This window comes from Telmatocola sphagniphila (genome assembly GCF_018398935.1).
Lineage (GTDB): Bacteria > Planctomycetota > Planctomycetia > Gemmatales > Gemmataceae > Telmatocola > Telmatocola sphagniphila.
This window is the reverse complement of the sequence record NZ_CP074694.1, coordinates 1,069,290-1,086,854: the sequence shown is the minus strand read 5'-3', so window position 1 is coordinate 1,086,854 and position 17,565 is coordinate 1,069,290. Positions and strand designations below refer to the sequence as shown.

General features: G+C 50.5%; 9 protein-coding genes. 6 read left to right on the top strand and 3 right to left on the bottom strand.

Annotation, left to right across the window (positions count from 1 at the left end; all coding sequences use genetic code 11):
- Positions 1-443: 443 nt before the first annotated feature.
- Entirely contained in the window at positions 444-4,706 is a 4,263-nt protein-coding gene (locus KIH39_RS04650) for a DUF6797 domain-containing protein (protein ID WP_246539523.1), read from the bottom strand.
- 201 nt (positions 4,707-4,907) lie between these two features.
- Here KIH39_RS04650 and KIH39_RS04645 point away from each other — a divergent pair, with 201 nt between their 5' ends.
- The 5 genes from KIH39_RS04645 (at position 4,908) to KIH39_RS04625 (ending at position 13,634) form a co-directional block, all read left to right on the top strand.
- Positions 4,908-6,437 carry an IS1380 family transposase gene (locus KIH39_RS04645; RefSeq protein WP_213498101.1) on the top strand — a complete coding sequence of 510 codons (1,530 nt, stop codon included), beginning with the start codon at positions 4,908-4,910 and terminating at the stop codon, positions 6,435-6,437.
- Between the two features lie 649 nt (positions 6,438-7,086).
- Positions 7,087-7,893 (top strand): helix-turn-helix domain-containing protein, encoded by an 807-nt coding sequence (locus KIH39_RS04640; protein WP_213498100.1) that lies wholly within the window; start codon positions 7,087-7,089, stop codon positions 7,891-7,893.
- Between the two features lie 536 nt (positions 7,894-8,429).
- The gene (locus tag KIH39_RS04635; protein ID WP_213498099.1) at positions 8,430-11,174 is read left to right on the top strand and encodes a DUF1549 domain-containing protein; all 2,745 of its coding nucleotides are present in this window, start codon (positions 8,430-8,432) and stop codon (positions 11,172-11,174) included.
- On the top strand, positions 11,171-12,193 hold the full coding sequence (locus KIH39_RS04630) for a DUF1553 domain-containing protein (RefSeq protein ID WP_213498098.1): 1,023 nt from the start codon (positions 11,171-11,173) through the stop codon (positions 12,191-12,193). Before KIH39_RS04635 ends, KIH39_RS04630 begins: the two co-directional genes overlap by 4 nt.
- A gap of 28 nt (positions 12,194-12,221) precedes the next feature.
- The gene (locus tag KIH39_RS04625; protein WP_213498097.1) at positions 12,222-13,634 is read left to right on the top strand and encodes a DUF1501 domain-containing protein; all 1,413 of its coding nucleotides are present in this window, start codon (positions 12,222-12,224) and stop codon (positions 13,632-13,634) included.
- Between the two features lie 510 nt (positions 13,635-14,144).
- Here KIH39_RS04625 and KIH39_RS04620 read toward each other — a convergent pair.
- Entirely contained in the window at positions 14,145-15,101 is a 957-nt protein-coding gene (locus KIH39_RS04620; protein WP_213498096.1) for an inorganic phosphate transporter, read from the bottom strand.
- Positions 15,102-15,112: 11 nt separating this feature from the next.
- Complete coding sequence (locus KIH39_RS04615; RefSeq protein ID WP_213498095.1) at positions 15,113-16,027, bottom strand: sulfurtransferase; 915 nt, start codon at positions 16,025-16,027, stop codon at positions 15,113-15,115.
- A gap of 418 nt (positions 16,028-16,445) precedes the next feature.
- Between KIH39_RS04615 and KIH39_RS04610 the strand changes: the two genes are divergently transcribed.
- A complete protein-coding gene (locus tag KIH39_RS04610) occupies positions 16,446-17,552 on the top strand; it encodes a DUF1559 domain-containing protein (RefSeq protein WP_213498094.1) in 1,107 nt (368 codons plus the stop codon).
- Positions 17,553-17,565: the final 13 nt, after the last annotated feature.

Genomic DNA, 17,565 nt, shown 5'->3' with positions numbered 1-17,565 from the left:
TTTATCAAACATCAATTTGACTGGTATGAATATTTACTACCGGTAACTTCTCTTAAAACCGTTCTTCTAGATTTCACTCGCGTTGTATCATCTTGAAAACGGCCAAAATGGTTAACGACACCGAACCTAAAAATATTTGCATCGCAACGAAATCAAAAGAAAACGGAAACCCTTCATAGGACGACTTGGTGGATATTACGATCCAAAGTGCAATTCCCGCGGTCGCCCAAATCGGAACTATGATATTCCAGCCAATTATTAAAAAAATCAGTTGCGGAAGTAGAATTATCAAAGCGATCCCAATTAATGTTCCTCCTGGCCAATTGACCGGGTCGTCTGGATCCGAATTAGGTATCATGAAGAAATTCCTCAACAGGTCATGTTTTCAGTTCCTTATAAATTACGATCAATAACCTCTTCCGATTTAAACCTTCGATAGATTTCTAATCATTCAAGTGATGGATCGTATTGTGGAGAAAGCCGCTTGCAGGGGAACCATCCTGAGCTACCAGATGATATTTGATCTCCATACTCCAAGTCGGTTTGATGTCCTCAATCTCCAGGATAACGGTTTTACCATCCTCCGAAAGTCTTGCTGCCTTCACGACCGAGGGCTTTTCATCGTAATGTTGTGAACCGTACTTTTCACTGCGCTTGAGCGACCAGGTCTTCACTGCGTAGGTCTTGGGGTCGCCTGCCACCTTGGGATCTAAGGGGGCGCTGAAAGTGATCTGCATGCCCGTTTTGCTGGCTTTAAGTTGCGTGGGAAGACAGACAGATTTTCCAGTGTAACGTACGCGATAGAAGCCCCCCGGTTGCGTCTGGTTCCCGGCCCAGGCGAACATTCCGCAACAATAAAGCTGACCGTTTTCCGGATGAAAACGGCCGCGCATCACCCCAGTGGGAAACTGCGGAAGGGGAAGTTCACACATTCCGCCCTGTACCTGGCCGTTCGCTTTTTCAAAGGGTACGACATAAATCTTGCCATAACCGTAGGAGAAATTGAGAAGCGATCCTTTCAACGGGCCCCACTTGTCGGAATTGACCCAAAGGAGTTCCGATGGTGAGCGGTCGAAGGCATTAGTAATCCAAACGAGAGGCTTCTTCATGGCAGCGTCCGAAGGATCGGTCACATCGTGATAACCCCAGAAATTTCCATAGTAACCCCCTTTTTCAACGAGATCGATTCGATTCTTGGGAACCCAGAAACTTTCCTGATCGGTCAGAAAGTAAGTCCCATCCGGATTGAGACACACTCCGTTTGGAGCGCGAAATCCCGTTGCTAAAATTTCCGTCTGGCTACCGTCTTTCGAAACCTTCAACAGAGTACCATGCTGTGGCACCACCGCCATAAGTGCATGTCGAGCGGCCTTTGCATAATAAAAGTTGCCCTCCGCATCCGTCTGCAAACCCATAGCAAACTCATGGAAATGGTCAGTGACCTGATGGTCGTTATTGAAGCATTCGTAGTAATCGGTTTCCCCATCGCCGTTGAGATCATGGAGGACAACAATCTGGTCCCGACAACAAACGTGAACTTTATCCTTCACAATCTTCAATCCTAGAGGCTGAAAGAGTCCGCAGGCAATTCGCTGCCAGGTGAGACCACCCGCCGGATTGTCGATCCCTCTCACCAGCCAGACATCTCCATCCCAACTACAGACGGCGGCTCGTTTGCCATCGGAGTAAAAATCAAAGCCGGTCAGCCGCATCTGACTGTTGAAGGGATTACTTGCAGGATAATTGAGCACATCGACAGCATAAGCCTGAGAACTGTCTCCAATGATCGCTTCTGTTGTGAGAATTTCCGGCCAGCGTGGTGGCCCACCTTTAGTAAACGGTTCGAGACTAACAGGTAATGGAGAATTCTTTATAAATTGCGTATACTTATTTATATCATCCTCTATTAGCAAGAGTTTGATAGTCAAAGGCGTTTGCTGTGCTGGGATACGAAGGTTGGTGAATTCTCCCGCATTTTCCAGAACGGCTCCGGAACCAACTTGCACAACATGGATCTTTGAAGGAGCAACTCGCACTAGTAAATCTTTCGTCGATTTCCGAATATCCAGTGTGCGAGTGAATACCACCTTCTCACCCTCGGCGAATTCGTAAGCCGGCATTTCGAGAATCGATGTGCCGCCGATGCTATAAGAAATTATTACCTGATTATTATAATGATAGATCCCTTTATACTGGGCCCAGGAGCGCGGTAGAGGGCCATAATGTTTCCCGTCCCGACCGGTGAGTCGAGTGTCCTCAAAGGAACCCGTCTCAGGATTTGCCCAGCCCGGGCCCACGGGATTGCTGAAATGCAGATTGCCCACAATTCGGGGATGTACCTGATGCTCTCCATTGAAATTAATACCCTTCCAATCAATAAAACCCGTGCCACTCCAACCCGCGGCCATGCGCATAGTATCGTGATCGAAGAGCATCCAATGTCGACCGCGCGAAATGCCACCGGGACCATTATCGAGTCGAACCGCTATTCCCTTGTACGCATAATTTCCTTGGTCGCCGATCTCTAGTGTGGCCATCAGACTGGGGCCGTAGTTCATACTGACCCAGGGTTCGATGTTAGAAGGTTTTGGGCCACGCGATTTCCCTTTGGGTAGATTGGCCAGGTAAGGGGCATCTACTGAACGATAACTCGAAGGATTGAAAGGTTTTAAATATACTTCGCGTATGTAGTGGATCACATCATATTTTTGTTGCGGGACCATCCAGGTTTGCGGCGACATCATGCCGTAGCCGTGCGTTAAGGTCCGGTACATTTGCAGCGGTTCCGAACCATTCTTGAACTTGCCATCGGCAAAGCGTAAGGAAGTCGGCAGGGATCCCTGGCGATCCCTGGTTCCGTGACAATTGGCACATACTCGAGTGTAGATAGTCTCACCTCGTTTGAGACTCTGTTCGTCCCAAGAACTAATCAACCCGGCGTGGTCGAGATCTCGTTCGTATTCGGGAATCGGTGGTGGAGCAATCAGGGAAGCGGCTGGCCTTAGTTGACGGGCACGATCTGGCCCTTTCTCAGAAATTTGGATGAGATAGCGGGTGAGATCGAGAAATTCCTGTCGAGTTGCCAGGACATTCATCAGTCCTTCGGGCATCAATGATGAGGCCAAAGTCTTACGTTCTTCGATCTCTTTTTTCGAGATCTTAATTAATCTTCCAAGGTCCGACGCGTCGCGTAGAGTCAAAGTCTCCGCCGTTTCAGAAGCGAGAAGTCCCGTGATTTTTTTACCGGCAGTGGTCGTTACGGATATCGTCTCGAATCCTTTTTTGATCACCTTGGAGGGAAAAAGCAGTGATTCAACGAGGTAAGTATCGGTGGCGTCCTTCCCGGCCCGAGAAATATCCGGTCCAAGCTTCGGAGTTTCGTCACCAGGGATGTGGCACTGAATGCAAAGTAGATCCGAACGGTAAAAGATCATCGCTCCACGACTGGCATCACCCTGCTCTCGAGCCGCTTTAGCCAAAGAAGAAACGGATTCCTTCATCAGCAATTGTGTGAAGGTGGGGGCCAGCTCTGCAGTCAGATTTGGAGAATTTGGAGCTTTCTCACTCGGAGTTGCCGAAATCATTTCCTTCATCGCATCGGCGAAAGCTTTTCCGATGGGTGCCAGGATTTTGGCGGCCCCGAGATAGTGGTAGCCCCCGTTGGAGGCCCCTTTCAGTCGCTTCCATTCCTCTGGCGAAAAATACTCCGCCATGAGTTTCATTTTGTTCTCCCAGGCATCGGCCTTCGGATCTTTCTTCTTTTGTTCGGCGACCTTCGCGTCCACCTTCGGCCAATATTTTTCCATCCTTGTATGCAAAGCGTCCAGTTCCTCATCCCAAAAAACAGCAGTCTCCACCGCACGAACATTCCCTTGGAATTCCGGTAAAGATGTCGGAGCTTTTTGAGCTAAACGAAAATTCGACTGTTGTGTTTGCTTATCTTCCTTCAAACCTCCGATTCCCATAACTCCAATGATGAAGGGCAACTTTGGTGCTGCGAGATCTTTACGAACATCGTGGATGAAGTGAGCGAGCAATTCCGAATACTCCGCATAGGGGTTGGATTTGCTCTTGGATGGGCTGTGATAAGTCCAACTATCCACGAGATCATTGAAGCCCTGGAACCAGACGAACCCGGCAATCTCGTAACCCTGCTTCGGATCGTAGTCGGGAACAACCGCTTTGATGTCCTTTAGCACTTTGCGTACATGATCGATCATGTGACGGTAGAAGACTCCGGCCTTTTTATTGATGTCGGCCTTTTCCTTCTCCGCGTCGAGCTTGCGGTTCTTCCATTGTTCCAGGATGTAGTCGTTGTAAGTTTTAGCCCCTGCGCTAGGCGGACGAAAATCGGTGTGAAGGTTGCGTCCCCCCCAGGAGGTTTTGATGATCAGAATCGGCTCGCCCAAGTATTTCGACATGTAGAGGCCAAAGGTATATTCGGGGCCAATTTTGTCGGTTCCGGCCCCAAAACCGGCTTTCAACTTGCCCTTTTGCTCAATGACGTCCGACCAGCCATCTCCAGCACAGCCCACCGAGGAAATCCACACCTGATCGCAGACTCGAGGCTTGCCGTCCGGTCCTAGAATTTCTTTCAGAATAGGAGCCGTTTTCGGATCTTCCGCCATGGAATCCAAGGTGGATATTTGTGCATGCCCCTGCATGTTGGATTGTCCGGCGAGAATAAAAACCTTCAACGGTTTCAACTTTTGCTGGTTCCCAATGGGAGTGGATTTTGGCTCCTGACCCGAAATCTGGATATCAGCGAGTGCAACTAGACCTTAAAACAGCGTAGTTTTTTGGAGAATTGTTTCGATTTATCGAAGAAAGCTCGAAATCCTTTTTGTTTTCTGCGGTTTGTGTAAGTAACCGCTTAACAAATCGACAGTCGCAAAAAGGAGTTTCGAGTGAATGTTATTTTCGGACGTTGGTTTCAAAAATGCAAGAGTCGAATCGAACGTCGCCTGGCTAAGCGAGAGGCCGCGATGACCTTCGCTCCTTCTTTCGACGCCTCCAACATTCATTACGAAGTCTCCGAACGCGTGGGGGCGATCAGTTGCGGAGGCCTCGGGGCCATGCACCTTCTGGCCCGGCGTATCGGACTGATCGACGACATCGACGAGAAGCTGCATCTGCTCCAGTTTCAAAAGCCTTACTCGGAATCGGACCACGTATTGGCCATCGCTTACAATTCCCTTTGCGGGGGTACCTGCCTGCAAGACATGGAACTGCGTCGCAGCGACGAAAACTTTCTCAACGCCTTGGGCACTCAGCGTTTTCCCGACCCGACTACTTCGGGCGACTTTTGTCGACGCTTCGATAGTGGCAGCATCCAGGCTTTGATCGACGCTTTCAACCAGACCCGTTTACGCGTCTGGTCGAAGCAACCCGATTCCTTTTGGGAATGCGCGAAGATCGACGCCGACGGCAGCTTTACCCAAACGCGTGGCGAGCGTAAAGCGGGGATGGACATCAACTATAACAGAGACTGGTGTTACCACCCCCTGGCGGTGACCCTGGCCAACACCGGTGAGACGCTGAGCATCGTCAACCGTCCCGGCAATCGCCCTTCGCACGAAGGGGCCGCGGTCGAACTCGACCGGGCTCTTTTGCTGTGCCTTCAAGCGGGCTTTCGCAGGATCGTCTTTCGCGGCGACACCGATTTCTCGCAGACCACTCGCCTCGACGGCTGGGATGCCAACGCCAAAGTACGCTTTTATTTCGGCTACGATTCGAAGCAAAACCTCGAAGCAATGGCGGAAAACCTGCCGGAGTCGGCCTGGCACGAGTTCGAGCGTCCCGCGCAATACTCGGCGAAAGCGAAGTTGCGACACCGACGGGAAAACACCAAGGAGCGGATCGTCCAAGAGCGGGAATTCGTAAATGTGAAGTTGATCTCCGAAGCGGTGGCCGAGTTCGAGTACCAACCGACCGCTTGCCGAAGGGCGTATCGCCTGGTGGTGATTCGCAAGAATCTTTCCGTGGAAAAAGGCGAATCCGTTCTGTATCCGGACGAACGCTATTTCTTCTACATCACCAACGACCGGGAGTGCACGGCCGCGGAAGTCGTCTACGAAGCCAACGATCGCTGCAATCAGGAAAATCTGATAGCGCAGCTCAAGGGCGGTTGCCGGGCCTTGCACGCGCCGCTGCACGATCTGGAAAGCAATTGGGCGTACATGGTGATGGCCTCCCTGGCCTGGAACTTGAAAGCCTGGTGGGCCTTGACGTTGCCGGAAACTCCTGGTCGCTGGCGGGAAAAGCATCGGGACCAGAAGCAGTCGGTTTTGAAAATGGAATTCAAAACCTTCCTCAATGCTTTCATGCTTCTGCCTTGTCAGATCGTCCGGAAGGCCGGCCGCATCGTCTATCGATTGCTCGGCTGGAACCCGCACTTGCCAATCTTCTTCCGGCTACTGAAAGCACTGAGGTGTTGATCGTTCGACCGAATGAAGTCGGGATCCGGATGTCCCGATCCGATAAAACGCCGAGAGCTATTCGCGGAAAGGAAGAATGTTTGAAAAATAGAAGTATGCGTTCGGCCGAGCGAAAAGCTCCGGCGCGGAGGACTCATCGAACTATCTCGCTAAAACTCCCCACGGAATTGGCATCAAAAACTTCGCTTGTTTGAGGACTAGAAGCAGACTGGCGAACATCGAGTAATAGGATCGCTTGAGTGACATCATGCTGGTTCCTGCTATGTTTTTGATTGATTCTAAGTGCTGAAATATTATTAACAGAAATCCCTCTTCCGAATTGGGCTGTGAGGGTAAGCGGCTTTTTTTTACACTCCCTACTTCATAGGGATTCAAAATCGTCATAAGCTAACTAAGCAAGGTTTTTTGCAAATCTTCCGAGGTATAAGCGATTCGTGCAGGCCTGGAATCGGCTACTCACCCCCTTCCCTTGGGGTCCATCCAAAAAAAACCGATTGTGATCGAACTCTCATCGAGAATCCGCAGACATCGAAACGCGCCGAAGTCACTTCTATCGGTATGCACCTTCTGAGCTATTGAAAACCTGCTATTGTAGTCTATTGTACCCGACGGGGATCATTATCTGCTTGTAAAGTAAGTGCAACTTAACATGAATTCGCGCACACTGCAGAATGCCGTGGCAGGAAAAAACGATTGCCTACCGATCGATGTTGAAGTGCTGCAGACTCTCTTTGATATAACGCCGGATTTGGCTTTTTTCATCAAGGACAATCGGGGTCGATATCTTGCAGTGAACGAATCGCTCGTTTCTCGTCACGGCTTAACTCGAAAATCGGATGCTCTGGGTAAACGTCCGCAGGATATCTGCCCGGGAGATTTTGGCCGCATACCTTCCGAACAGGATTTCCAGATATTGCAGACAGGTATTCCGTTGATCGATCATTTGGAACTTCAATGGCAGCGACCCCGGGAAGCCGTGTGGTGTTTGACGACAAAATTACCGATTCGCAACGCAATAGGACACATCGTGGGAATCATCGGATTTTCTCGCGACGTGCGGGCGCCTTTGCAGCGTAACGATATTCCTAAAGGATTAGCCACTGCCTTGGAGGAATTCGAGAGGACTCTTTCAAGCGAGGTCACGCCGGCCAATCTGGCCCGTCGAGCTGGGATTACATCGCAGAGATTGCTTCGGCTGATGAAGTATGTGTTCGGTGTGACTACAGCTCAATTTCTTCTGAAGACGCGAATTTCGGCAGCCTCACGCCTTCTGCAAGAAACGAATCTATCCATAACGGCGATTGCTCAGTCATGTGGTTTTTACGATCACAGCGCCTTTTCCAGAACTTTCCGATGCGCAACAGGGTTTACCCCTTCCGATTTCCGCGATCAAACCCAAAAGAGAAGCTCGCGCTCTAGAACCAAACTCAATAAAAAAGTTTCTCCGAAGGCATGAGGTTCGCGCCAGAAGTGCCGGAATCGGGCACGATGGAAGTGGGAATATTCCCATGATTCCTTTTTCCGAAGCACCACTGATTAAAATGATTCCCCTCCACGCTTCAGTCACTAAGCAGTGCTGAAGAAGGGAGATCATTCTAAACGTATTGGGCTTGCTCGCGAATAATTGGCCGAGCTACGTCACCAAGGGTTGTCTAACCTCATCGGGGATTCCGAAACAGGAGGTACACTTCAATCCGGGACGAGACAAATCAATCGCTATTGCAGAAAACAAGTCCCTGATCGATTCACGTTTAAGAGCGAAAGCTGAGCTTATCGCGAAGCCAAACTGATTCGACAGATAATCTTGAATCCTAGATGGTTCACTCAGGAGTCGTGTTGCTGGGGAACTGTTCCGATACTCTCCGAATCGGAAGGTTGATGTGATCCTTAAAGTGCTGTATGATAGCATCATATTCTTACGCACAGTTTCGGCTTTGACTTCCTTCCCACCCCGCAGCCGAAAGTCTGCCAATCCGATTGGAGCCGTCTGGTATGAGACTGCAGTCTTACCCTGGCGCGATTCTATTCCTGATTTTCCTGGCTGCTCAGCCGTCACTAGTTCGGGCGGACGAACGCGAGGATTTTTTCGAATCGAAAATTCGCCCGATTCTAATTGATACCTGCTTTCGCTGCCACGGTGGCATCAAGACTTCCGGCGGATTGAGACTGGATTCCCGGGAAGCTCTTCTCAAAGGCGGAGATTCCGGTCCCGCCCTGGTTATCGGTAAGCCGGAAGAAAGCCTCCTTATACGTGCGATTCGACGCCAAGCCGACATCTCAGCCATGCCACCTGAAAAAGAAAAAGCCTTGAAGTCCGAACAAATCGCCTACTTCGAAAAGTGGGTCAAGGAAGGAGCGAACTGGCCCTCGAAATCCGCTAAATTCCTGGCCGCGAAACACTGGTCTTTCGAACCTGTTCGTGATTGGCCACCTCCAAGGATTTCTAATGATTCTCTCAAACAAAATAGTATCGATGCCTTCCTCCATTCCCGTCAAATCAAATCTGGATTGAAAGCTGCGAAGCCAGCCGACAAACTGATCTTAATTCGGCGAGCAACCTTAGATCTGACGGGATTACCTCCCACTCCCGCTGAGATTGACATCTTCTTGAAGGATACTTCGCCCGGTGCATATGCATCGCTCATCGAGCGATTGCTGAAATCTCCCGCATATGGCGAACGATGGGGCCGGCATTGGCTCGATATTGTTCGCTATGCCGATACCGCGGGCGACACGGCCGATTATCCCGTTCCGCAGGCCTGGCGTTATCGGAACTACGTCATCGATTCTTTCAATGCAGACAAGCCTTACGATCAATTTCTGCGCGAGCAAATTGCCGGCGACATATTGGCGAATCAAGGTCCCCGCGAGAAGTATGCCGAGCAGGTAATTGCAACCGGATACCTAGCCATATCCCGACGATTCGGCTTCGATTCCGAAAACTACCAGTATCTGACCATTCAGGACACGATCGATACGCTAGGCCAATCAATTCTGGGACTGAGTCTGGGTTGTGCTCGATGTCACGATCACAAATTCGATGCCATTTCGATGAAAGATTATTACGGACTCTATGCCATCTTCGATAGTAGCCGTTACGCATTTCCAGGTTCAGAGCAGAAGCAGCGAAATTCATTGATGGTCCCTCTTGAGCCTCCTGCGGAATCGCAACTCAAATGGCGCGAGTTCCAAAGACAAGTCGCTCAGCTTTCTCGCGAACTGTCAAGAGAGAAGCAAAGTCTACCCGTTTCCATCCAGCATTCTCTTCATGAAATGGATGGCGATTTTGAAATGCAGGCCCCTGCTGCGGGAGGTAGCAATGGCGTGCTTGTCCCTCCTTGGCTTTACGAGGGAAAAATCGCGGTTACCAACGCCGCTCAAAGCCCCTTTCAGAATCTCTATCCCTCGGGTAAAGCGGGTATTTCGATATCCTCGGGAGCGGAAGACTATAGTGTAAAGCAGGCTTTGTATCCGATATATACGGATTCAAATAGTAGCCATCTCTACGTGAATCTCGACTTCCGAGTCGGCAATGGTAATCTCCCAGCAAAGGGAATGCATCGTTTCAGACTCGATTCAATTGGTTCTGTACCAGTCTTCGAAATCTTGATTTCTGCCGATGCTCTCACATTAAAGAGCGGTGCTTCCATTGAACGTTTAGGAGCAATTCAGCCGAACCAGTGGTACAACCTCCAACTCGATCTGGATCTTAAAAATCGGAAGATCTCCGGTCGATATGGTTTCCCCGGCTCAACTAGTGAGTTTAAAGAGAAATCGATTTCGCAGGAGTGGATGGGTCGCATCGAATCGGTCGAATTGGATTCGGTGAATCAGCAACAGAAACATCCCGCAATTGACTACGACAATATTGGCGTGCAACTCAGTCCTATTCCCGCGTTCTCTGAGAAGCCGCCTGCAGCCAATAATGACAAAAAACTCGATCGCGTCTCAATTGCGGAACAACTTCAGGCTATCGCAGGAATTGATGGAGATTTCGAATCGCAAGCTAACGATCAGCCACCTATTGCTCCTTGGAACGCCGGGCCGAATAGTGCGGTGAAATTGTCGGTCAACTCGCAAAGCCCTTTCGAGAACCTTTACGAAAAAGGGCAGTTGGGAATCCACATGCCCAACCGCGGGGAGTACGATGGCTTCGGCCAGGCTCTCCCCAAATTGAGCCCCAATCCACAGGGTTTACTCTACCTCGGTTTCGATTTCCGCTGTGAAAGCCAGGCAGCGGGAGGTAATGGTTCCTGGAGGTATTACATTGGGCATGGCCCCGGACAATCAGCAGCTGTTGAACTGTTCTTCAACGGCGAGAAATTTTTCCGTCAGAGCGGTGACGCTCGGGAAGCGGTGGGGTCTTTAGTATGCGGCCAATGGTATCAGCTGCAACTGACTCTCGATCTCAAATTAAAATCCTATAGAGGTTCTCTAACTTCCCATACCGGCAGAGTCACTTTTGAGGGCCAGTTTGCTACCGGTTGGGACGGTACCCTCAACCATACTTTCATTGATAGCTATGGCCACATCGGTGGCGTTCGACCTTCTCTGGATGCCGACAATTTCGTGATCCAGAACAAGCCATTGCCGGCTTTCGATGGCCCCCCGCCAAGGCAAATCCGTTGGAGAGGAATCGCCGTGCTCAGATTATGGAATTACGCGCTCAGCTACTGCGGCTGGAAGCAGACAAAAGGGTTTTTAGCAAGAAGCTCATCGAAGGCCCCTTTGAGATGACTTACGGAGTTGTGGAAGGGACTCCCCATAACGTTGCCATTCAGTTGCGTGGCGAGCCCGACAAACCGGGAGAGATGGTTCCTCGCAGTCTTATCCGGTCGCTCGGCGGCAACGCACTTCCACCAAATATCGTGGGAAGCGGGCGATTAGAACTGGCGAATTGGCTCACCCGAGCCGATAACCCTTTAACTGCTCGGGTAATAGTGAATAGAATTTGGCAACACCATTTCGGTCGAGGACTCGTTAAAACTCCCAACGATTTCGGGGTTCGCGGCTTGCCACCGACGCATCCCGAATTGCTCGACCATTTGGCGAGTCACTTCATGAAAAACGGTTGGTCAATCAAGGAAATGCACCGTTTAATCATGCTGAGCTCCGCCTATCAACAATCATCAATTCCGGACTCTTCTGAATCCAGTACCAGAAAGAATCTCGATATCAGCGATCTTTATATCTCATTCCCGCGCCGACGCATGAGTGCCGAAGAGATTCGGGACTCGATTCTTGCCGTTAGCGGGGAATTGGACCGCACGCCTGCCAAAGAGCACCCATTCCCTTCCCCGGCGCAATGGGGCTATTCGCAGCATTCTCCATTTAGTGCTGTCTATGAGCACGATAAACGGAGCATTTATCTCATGACCCAGCGACTGAAGCGACATCCGTTCCTGGCGCTGTTTGATGGAGCCGACCCGAATGCGACCACGGCAGATCGGCAAACGACTACTGTACCTACACAATCGCTGTTTTTCCTGAACGATCCGTTCGTTCATGCGAAAGCTCAGAAATGGGCCAGTCGACTTCAATTGAGCTCTCCAGATCCATTGAGACAGATTGAACTCGCCTGGATACAAGCCATAGGCCGAACACCGAGCGAACAGGAAAGAAGCGAAGCACTCGGTTTCCTGAATGCGTATCGAACAGAATTGAAAAATGCCAAGCTGGACAACGTCGAGCAGCGATCCCTCGCGGCCTACTTGCGCACCCTGCTCGGCAGCAATGAATTTTTGCACGTGGACTAAATACCTCCCCCGATTTCGGATGGCAACCATGAACTGGAATTCAAAAGGTGATCCTACCCGTCGCGGCGCGTTACGCTCGATGATCGCCGGATCGATGTTGATGCCCGGCATTGTCGCTCGACTGCTAGCGGAAGAGGGAAATTCCTCCTCCGTGGATCCTCTGGCTCCGAAACCGGGCCATTTTCCTGCCAAAGCGAAAAGAGTCATCTTCCTCTATATGAGCGGCGGTGTATCGCATATCGATACCTGGGATCCCAAACCCAAGCTCTTCGCCGATGCTACCAAAACAATTCCGGTGAATGAATTTCAGGGCCGTAAAGGGGATTTTAAAATGTTCCTGAAACGTCCGAATTGGGATTTCAAGAGGCACGGTAAAAGCGGTACCGAAGTCAGCCAGCTCTTCCCCCAGATGGCTGAGTGCGTGGACGATTTATGCGTGATCCGTTCCATGAAGTCGGATCACACCAATCACTACGAAGCGACACTGGGCATGCACACCGGTTCCTTCACATTCGCCAGACCCAGCATGGGATCCTGGATCAGCTATGGACTTGGGACGGTAAATCGCAATCTTCCTTCGTTCATAGTCATTGCGCCGCAATCTCCCTACGCGGGGGGCCAAGTATGGGGAAGCGATTTTCTTCCCGGCTCCCACCAGGGTACACTGGTGGTTCCCGGTGCAGAGCCGGTAGCGAATATTAAAAGACGCACCCTTTCGGCTCCTCTGCAGGAAATGGAGCTCCGGCTTCTGGCACAGATGAATCAGCGCCATCTCGATTCACATCCGAAGGATCCTCTATTGGAGGCTCGCATGAGAAGCTTCGAGACAGCTTTTGGAATGCAGTCGGAAATGCCGGAAGTGTTCGATTTCAGTAAAGAGAGCGATGCCACCTTGAAACTCTATGGACTGGAGCGTGGCAGCACGAAAGGCTTTGCCTGGCAGTGCCTTACCGCCCGCCGACTCATTGAAAGAGGGGTTCGCTTCGTAGAGCTCATCGATGTGGGTTCCTCCAACAATTGGGATGCTCACGGCGATATGATGACGCATGTCCCTTTGGCAAAGAATGTCGATGGGGCGATTGCAGGCCTTCTCAAAGATCTTAAACAGCGCGGCCTGTTACAGGATACGCTGGTTGTCTGGACGACCGAATTTGGCCGCACTCCTTTTAATTCCGCGGCCGATGCCAAAGGACGGGAGCACCATCATTGGGTTTTCTCTTCCTGGTTGGCCGGAGCAGGCGTTAAACCGGGAATCACTTTCGGCGAATCGGACGAGTACGGTATTAACGTGGCTAAAGATCCCGTTCACGTTCACGATTTCCATGCCACAATTCTGCACTTGATGGGGCTCGATCACGAGAAATTGACCTATCGAAACTCTGGTAGGGATTATCGGCTAACCGATATCCACGGCCGGGTAGTGAAGGAGATCCTGGCATGATTCCTCGCCATAAAAATATTATTGCCGACGGCGAATGATCGTAAAGGAATTGGCAGTAAACGCGAAACTCATTTCTCCTTCTTTCCAGACGGAACTCCAATTTTTCCTGCGCGGAATAACCGGCGGCATAAGCCACCACAAATTTCGTGGTTCACATCCTCGATGCAAGCACCCAACAGGTGGGGAGAAACCTTCCCGACTACTTGGCTCGCATTGACTTTAATCACCTGGGCGTGAAGCAGTCCACCGCTTTCAGAGAAAAAGACGACCAGCAGCTAACCGATTAGATCATTTTTCACTGATGGTCTCCCATTTGGAAGGAATTCGAGAAATCGGGAGTCCGCTTTCTTTCGAGAGACGCAGAGTAATTCTACAAGTATAGTCTTCTCGTTCTCTGAATTGCTTGCTTGCTAAGTCGCATTTTTATGCGTCAAAGAGTTCATGAATCAATGAGTTTTTACAGCCGCATGCTGCCACAAATTTTTCCCATCTAGAATCCGTCACTCCGACTTAAAAGGCACTCGCCAGACAGTAGATTAATCCGCTCAAAGCTGCTCCACAGGGTACGGTAGTCAGCCAGGCCGAAAGAATCTCGAAGATCTTCCGCCATTTCGCCTGGCGATTGATAATACCTATCCCGATCAAGGAGCCAACGCTGACATGTGTGGTACTCACAGGAAGACTGTGGGAACTCGCCGTGCCGACCAGCCCGGCAGTAACCAAACTTGCGGCGAATCCTTGACCGGGATCCATATCCGTCACTTTTTTGCCAAGCGTTTCAGCAACACGATCGGCATCAAGTAATCCACCGAGGGCAATACAGACGGCGACCGCCATGAAGGCCCAGTCCGTTACCAAACCAGGCACTGCGAGCAATAACGCGACCATTTTCGGGGTATCGTTCAACCCTCGGGCAAAACTCGCAGCTCCGGTACTCAAATAATGCAGTACATCTAACGTCCGGGTCCGTTGGGAAGGCGCTAACCTCAAAGTTTTGAGAAGCAGGTAAACAACTGCCCCTAACACAATGGCTACAGCGGGACTGAAAAAGAGCGGATAGAAAAAATTTCGCGCCACCGCGAGAAAGCTGACTTCGTTACCGCTACCCGCCAGTCCCGCTCCCAGCAACGCCCCTACTAGAGCATGGGTCGTAGAAACCGGGAAGCCTAACTTCGTGGCTAGAAAACTAGTAAGAGCAGCGCCCAGCGCTACGGAGATTAGAAACGTCTGGGAAGCGAGAAGTGTATCGGGAACTATACCCCGACCGCTGAATTTCTTCAGCATGCCCTCGGCCAGAAAAGCGGCCGCCAGTGAGCCGGCAAAGGTGGTGGCCGTTCCCCAATAGAGTGCCCGTCGGAGAGTTGTGGTATTACTTCCGTAAAGTGAGGCCACTCCCTTGAAATTGGCATTGGCCCCATTGGTAAAAGCAACAAATCCGACCGAAAAAAACAGCAGAACTACCAGCACAAAAATAACCCTTATTGAGCTTTGTTTTCAGTTCGTTCTGCTGGGTATTGCTTCAGCGAAACGTACTCTTTCCAGGAACCTTCATAAAGTCGGACATTGGGATATTTGGCAACGTGTTTCAGATAGAATCGCAAAAGACTACCTTCGCGCGAAGTCCCACAATATACCAGAATTTCTTTGTCAGCCGTGAGGCCAGCCGCTTCGAGAGCGGCTTTGGTTTGCTCGAAGGGTTTGAATTTGTGGGTATTGTCTTTTTCCATCAGGCGAGCCCAGTGGAAACTGATAGCCCCGGGGATGTGTCCTTTGCGAAGCCAGATCTCGTCCTCTCCGAGATACTCGTTTTTTGGACGGGCATCGACCAGTACAACGCCTTTCTTGCCCTTCCGCGAAAGCACGTCGTCTATGTTTAGGGCTATACCCAGGTTCATTGTTTCAGGTAAAGTCCCACTGGGATTCCCAAAGTATTCCTGCGTGACGGGTAGCTTCTGTTTCTTCCATTCGGGGAGTCCGCCATCTACAATCTGGATGTTTCGGACACCATATTTCTCCAGTACATAAGCCACCATACTCGCACTCAGAATCTCATCGTTCGGCAGTTCTTCTCCCGTGGCATAGATCAGGTGCATCCGGTTTTTATTCACACCTGCTCGCACCAGAAGCGCCCTGGTCAGATCATCCGGCAGATATTGAACGGGAACCCCGTGATCGGTGCCGCGAAGAGTATCAAAGTTGAGATGATGTGCCGTCGGAAGATGTCCGCGGAAATAATCCTTGTAGCCTCCTCGGGTGTCGATCACCAATGGTCGTTTGGCTGGATCGGGATTTTCGATTAACTTGTTCGCTTCGATCGGCGATATCACACCAATCTGAGCCCGCACCCCGGTAGAGGTGAAAACTAGCACTAAGGCAGCAACGATCTGTTTCATAATATTCGAAACTCCGGACCAAAAAAAATCTCTGTGGCGTATGTCAACGCAATGACATCTTATGAACTGTCAATGTGTTGATTCACTGCGATTTTTGAACCGTTCCAGCTCGCGAACGTGACTTCGGAGGCATCGGTTGCGGGACGAACTACTCTCCGGAAAGTCTCTTAAAAACAGAGAGAACAAGCTCCGGCTGTCGAAGTTTTCGACTTATTTTCAAAAAAATTTCATTTAAGCGCTCAATCTGCAATTCTGATGCGATTTTTAGATAGGGATAACTTTAGAAATGGGAATAACCAATGACAACCAGATGAATTCTCCTCTGCAAGAATAATACTCCTACTGACCATCCCGAATTTTTGTAGTTATTTTTAACTACATAATAAGCATTCACTCTTTATATCTCAGGATGTAATTGATGATTTCCAGAAATAAGCGACGAGTACCACCGGCGGCTTTTACCCTCATCGAATTGCTGGTAGTGATCGCGATTATTGCCATTTTGATCGGTCTACTTCTCCCGGCGGTGCAAAAAGTTCGGGAGTCCGCCGCTCGCATGAAATGTCAGAGTAACATGCGGCAGTTTGGTTTGGCCTGCCACAACTATGAACTCACCTTCGGTTACCTGCCCACACTTTACGGCTCGTCGAATGAGCTGAGCTGGACGACCCCTCTCCTTCCATTCATTGAACAAGGCAATCTATTCAGTCAGTATTCGGCTACATGCACCGCGCAAGGTGGTACGCTCTACAACTATGCCTGGCACCATCAGGCCCTTAACAGCGTAATCACAACGCGTTTACCCGTAGCGGAATGCCCTTCCAACCCGACATCCGACGTTTTCACGGCCATTTGCCCGAGCTCCTCATTCTCGGATACCAACAACCCTGTCGGCGGTGGCTGGCAATTCACCGCGGCCCGCGTCGACTATTATGCACTATCGGGTGCTAGTGCCACCTACTTCGCCATTCTCAATCACTTCGACAGTTCGACACCGCTAGCCGGTAGCTCGGATTTGAGTGGCATTCTAGGACCTCAGCAATCCTATTCCGCAACCTCCCAACCCAAGCGTTACACACTAATCGGTGCAACCGATGGTCTCTCTAACACGATCCTTTTTTCCGAAATGGGGGGTCGGCCCTGGATGTATGTGGCCGGTGGCAACAAACTCAGCTTTGCGAACTTCCCCTCCTATGCCATCAGCGCCAGCCTGAATGACCCTACAAACGATATCGCTCTTTCGTACGGGTTTGGCGCCTGGGCTCAGAACAACAATTTCGGCGCGGGAATCTTCAGTTCTGATGGAATGAAACAGTGGAACGCATCAACTTTTCCTTCCTCTCTCGGAGACGCTTGCGTAATCAACTGCAGCAATTTCCGGGGGATGTATAGCTTCCATACGGGGGGAGCTCAAGTCTGTCTAGGAGATGGATCGGTGCGATTTCTCACGAAAAATATCTCGCTTTCTACCATGGCCGCATTATTAACCGCTCGCTACGGCGATATTCCCGGCCCTTTGGATTAACATTCGAGACGGA

What these genes read in the sequence shown, in the direction of transcription:
- KIH39_RS04640 (WP_213498100.1), top strand. Translation starts at nt 7,087, where the DNA reads ATGAATTCGCGCACACTGCAGAATGCCGTGGCAGGAAAAAACGATTGC.
- KIH39_RS04635 (WP_213498099.1), top strand. Translation starts at nt 8,430, where the DNA reads ATGAGACTGCAGTCTTACCCTGGCGCGATTCTATTCCTGATTTTCCTG.
- KIH39_RS04630 (WP_213498098.1), top strand. Translation starts at nt 11,171, where the DNA reads ATGACTTACGGAGTTGTGGAAGGGACTCCCCATAACGTTGCCATTCAG.
- KIH39_RS04625 (WP_213498097.1), top strand. Translation starts at nt 12,222, where the DNA reads ATGAACTGGAATTCAAAAGGTGATCCTACCCGTCGCGGCGCGTTACGC.
- KIH39_RS04615 (WP_213498095.1), bottom strand. Translation starts at nt 16,027, where the DNA reads ATGAAACAGATCGTTGCTGCCTTAGTGCTAGTTTTCACCTCTACCGGG.
- KIH39_RS04610 (WP_213498094.1), top strand. Translation starts at nt 16,446, where the DNA reads ATGATTTCCAGAAATAAGCGACGAGTACCACCGGCGGCTTTTACCCTC.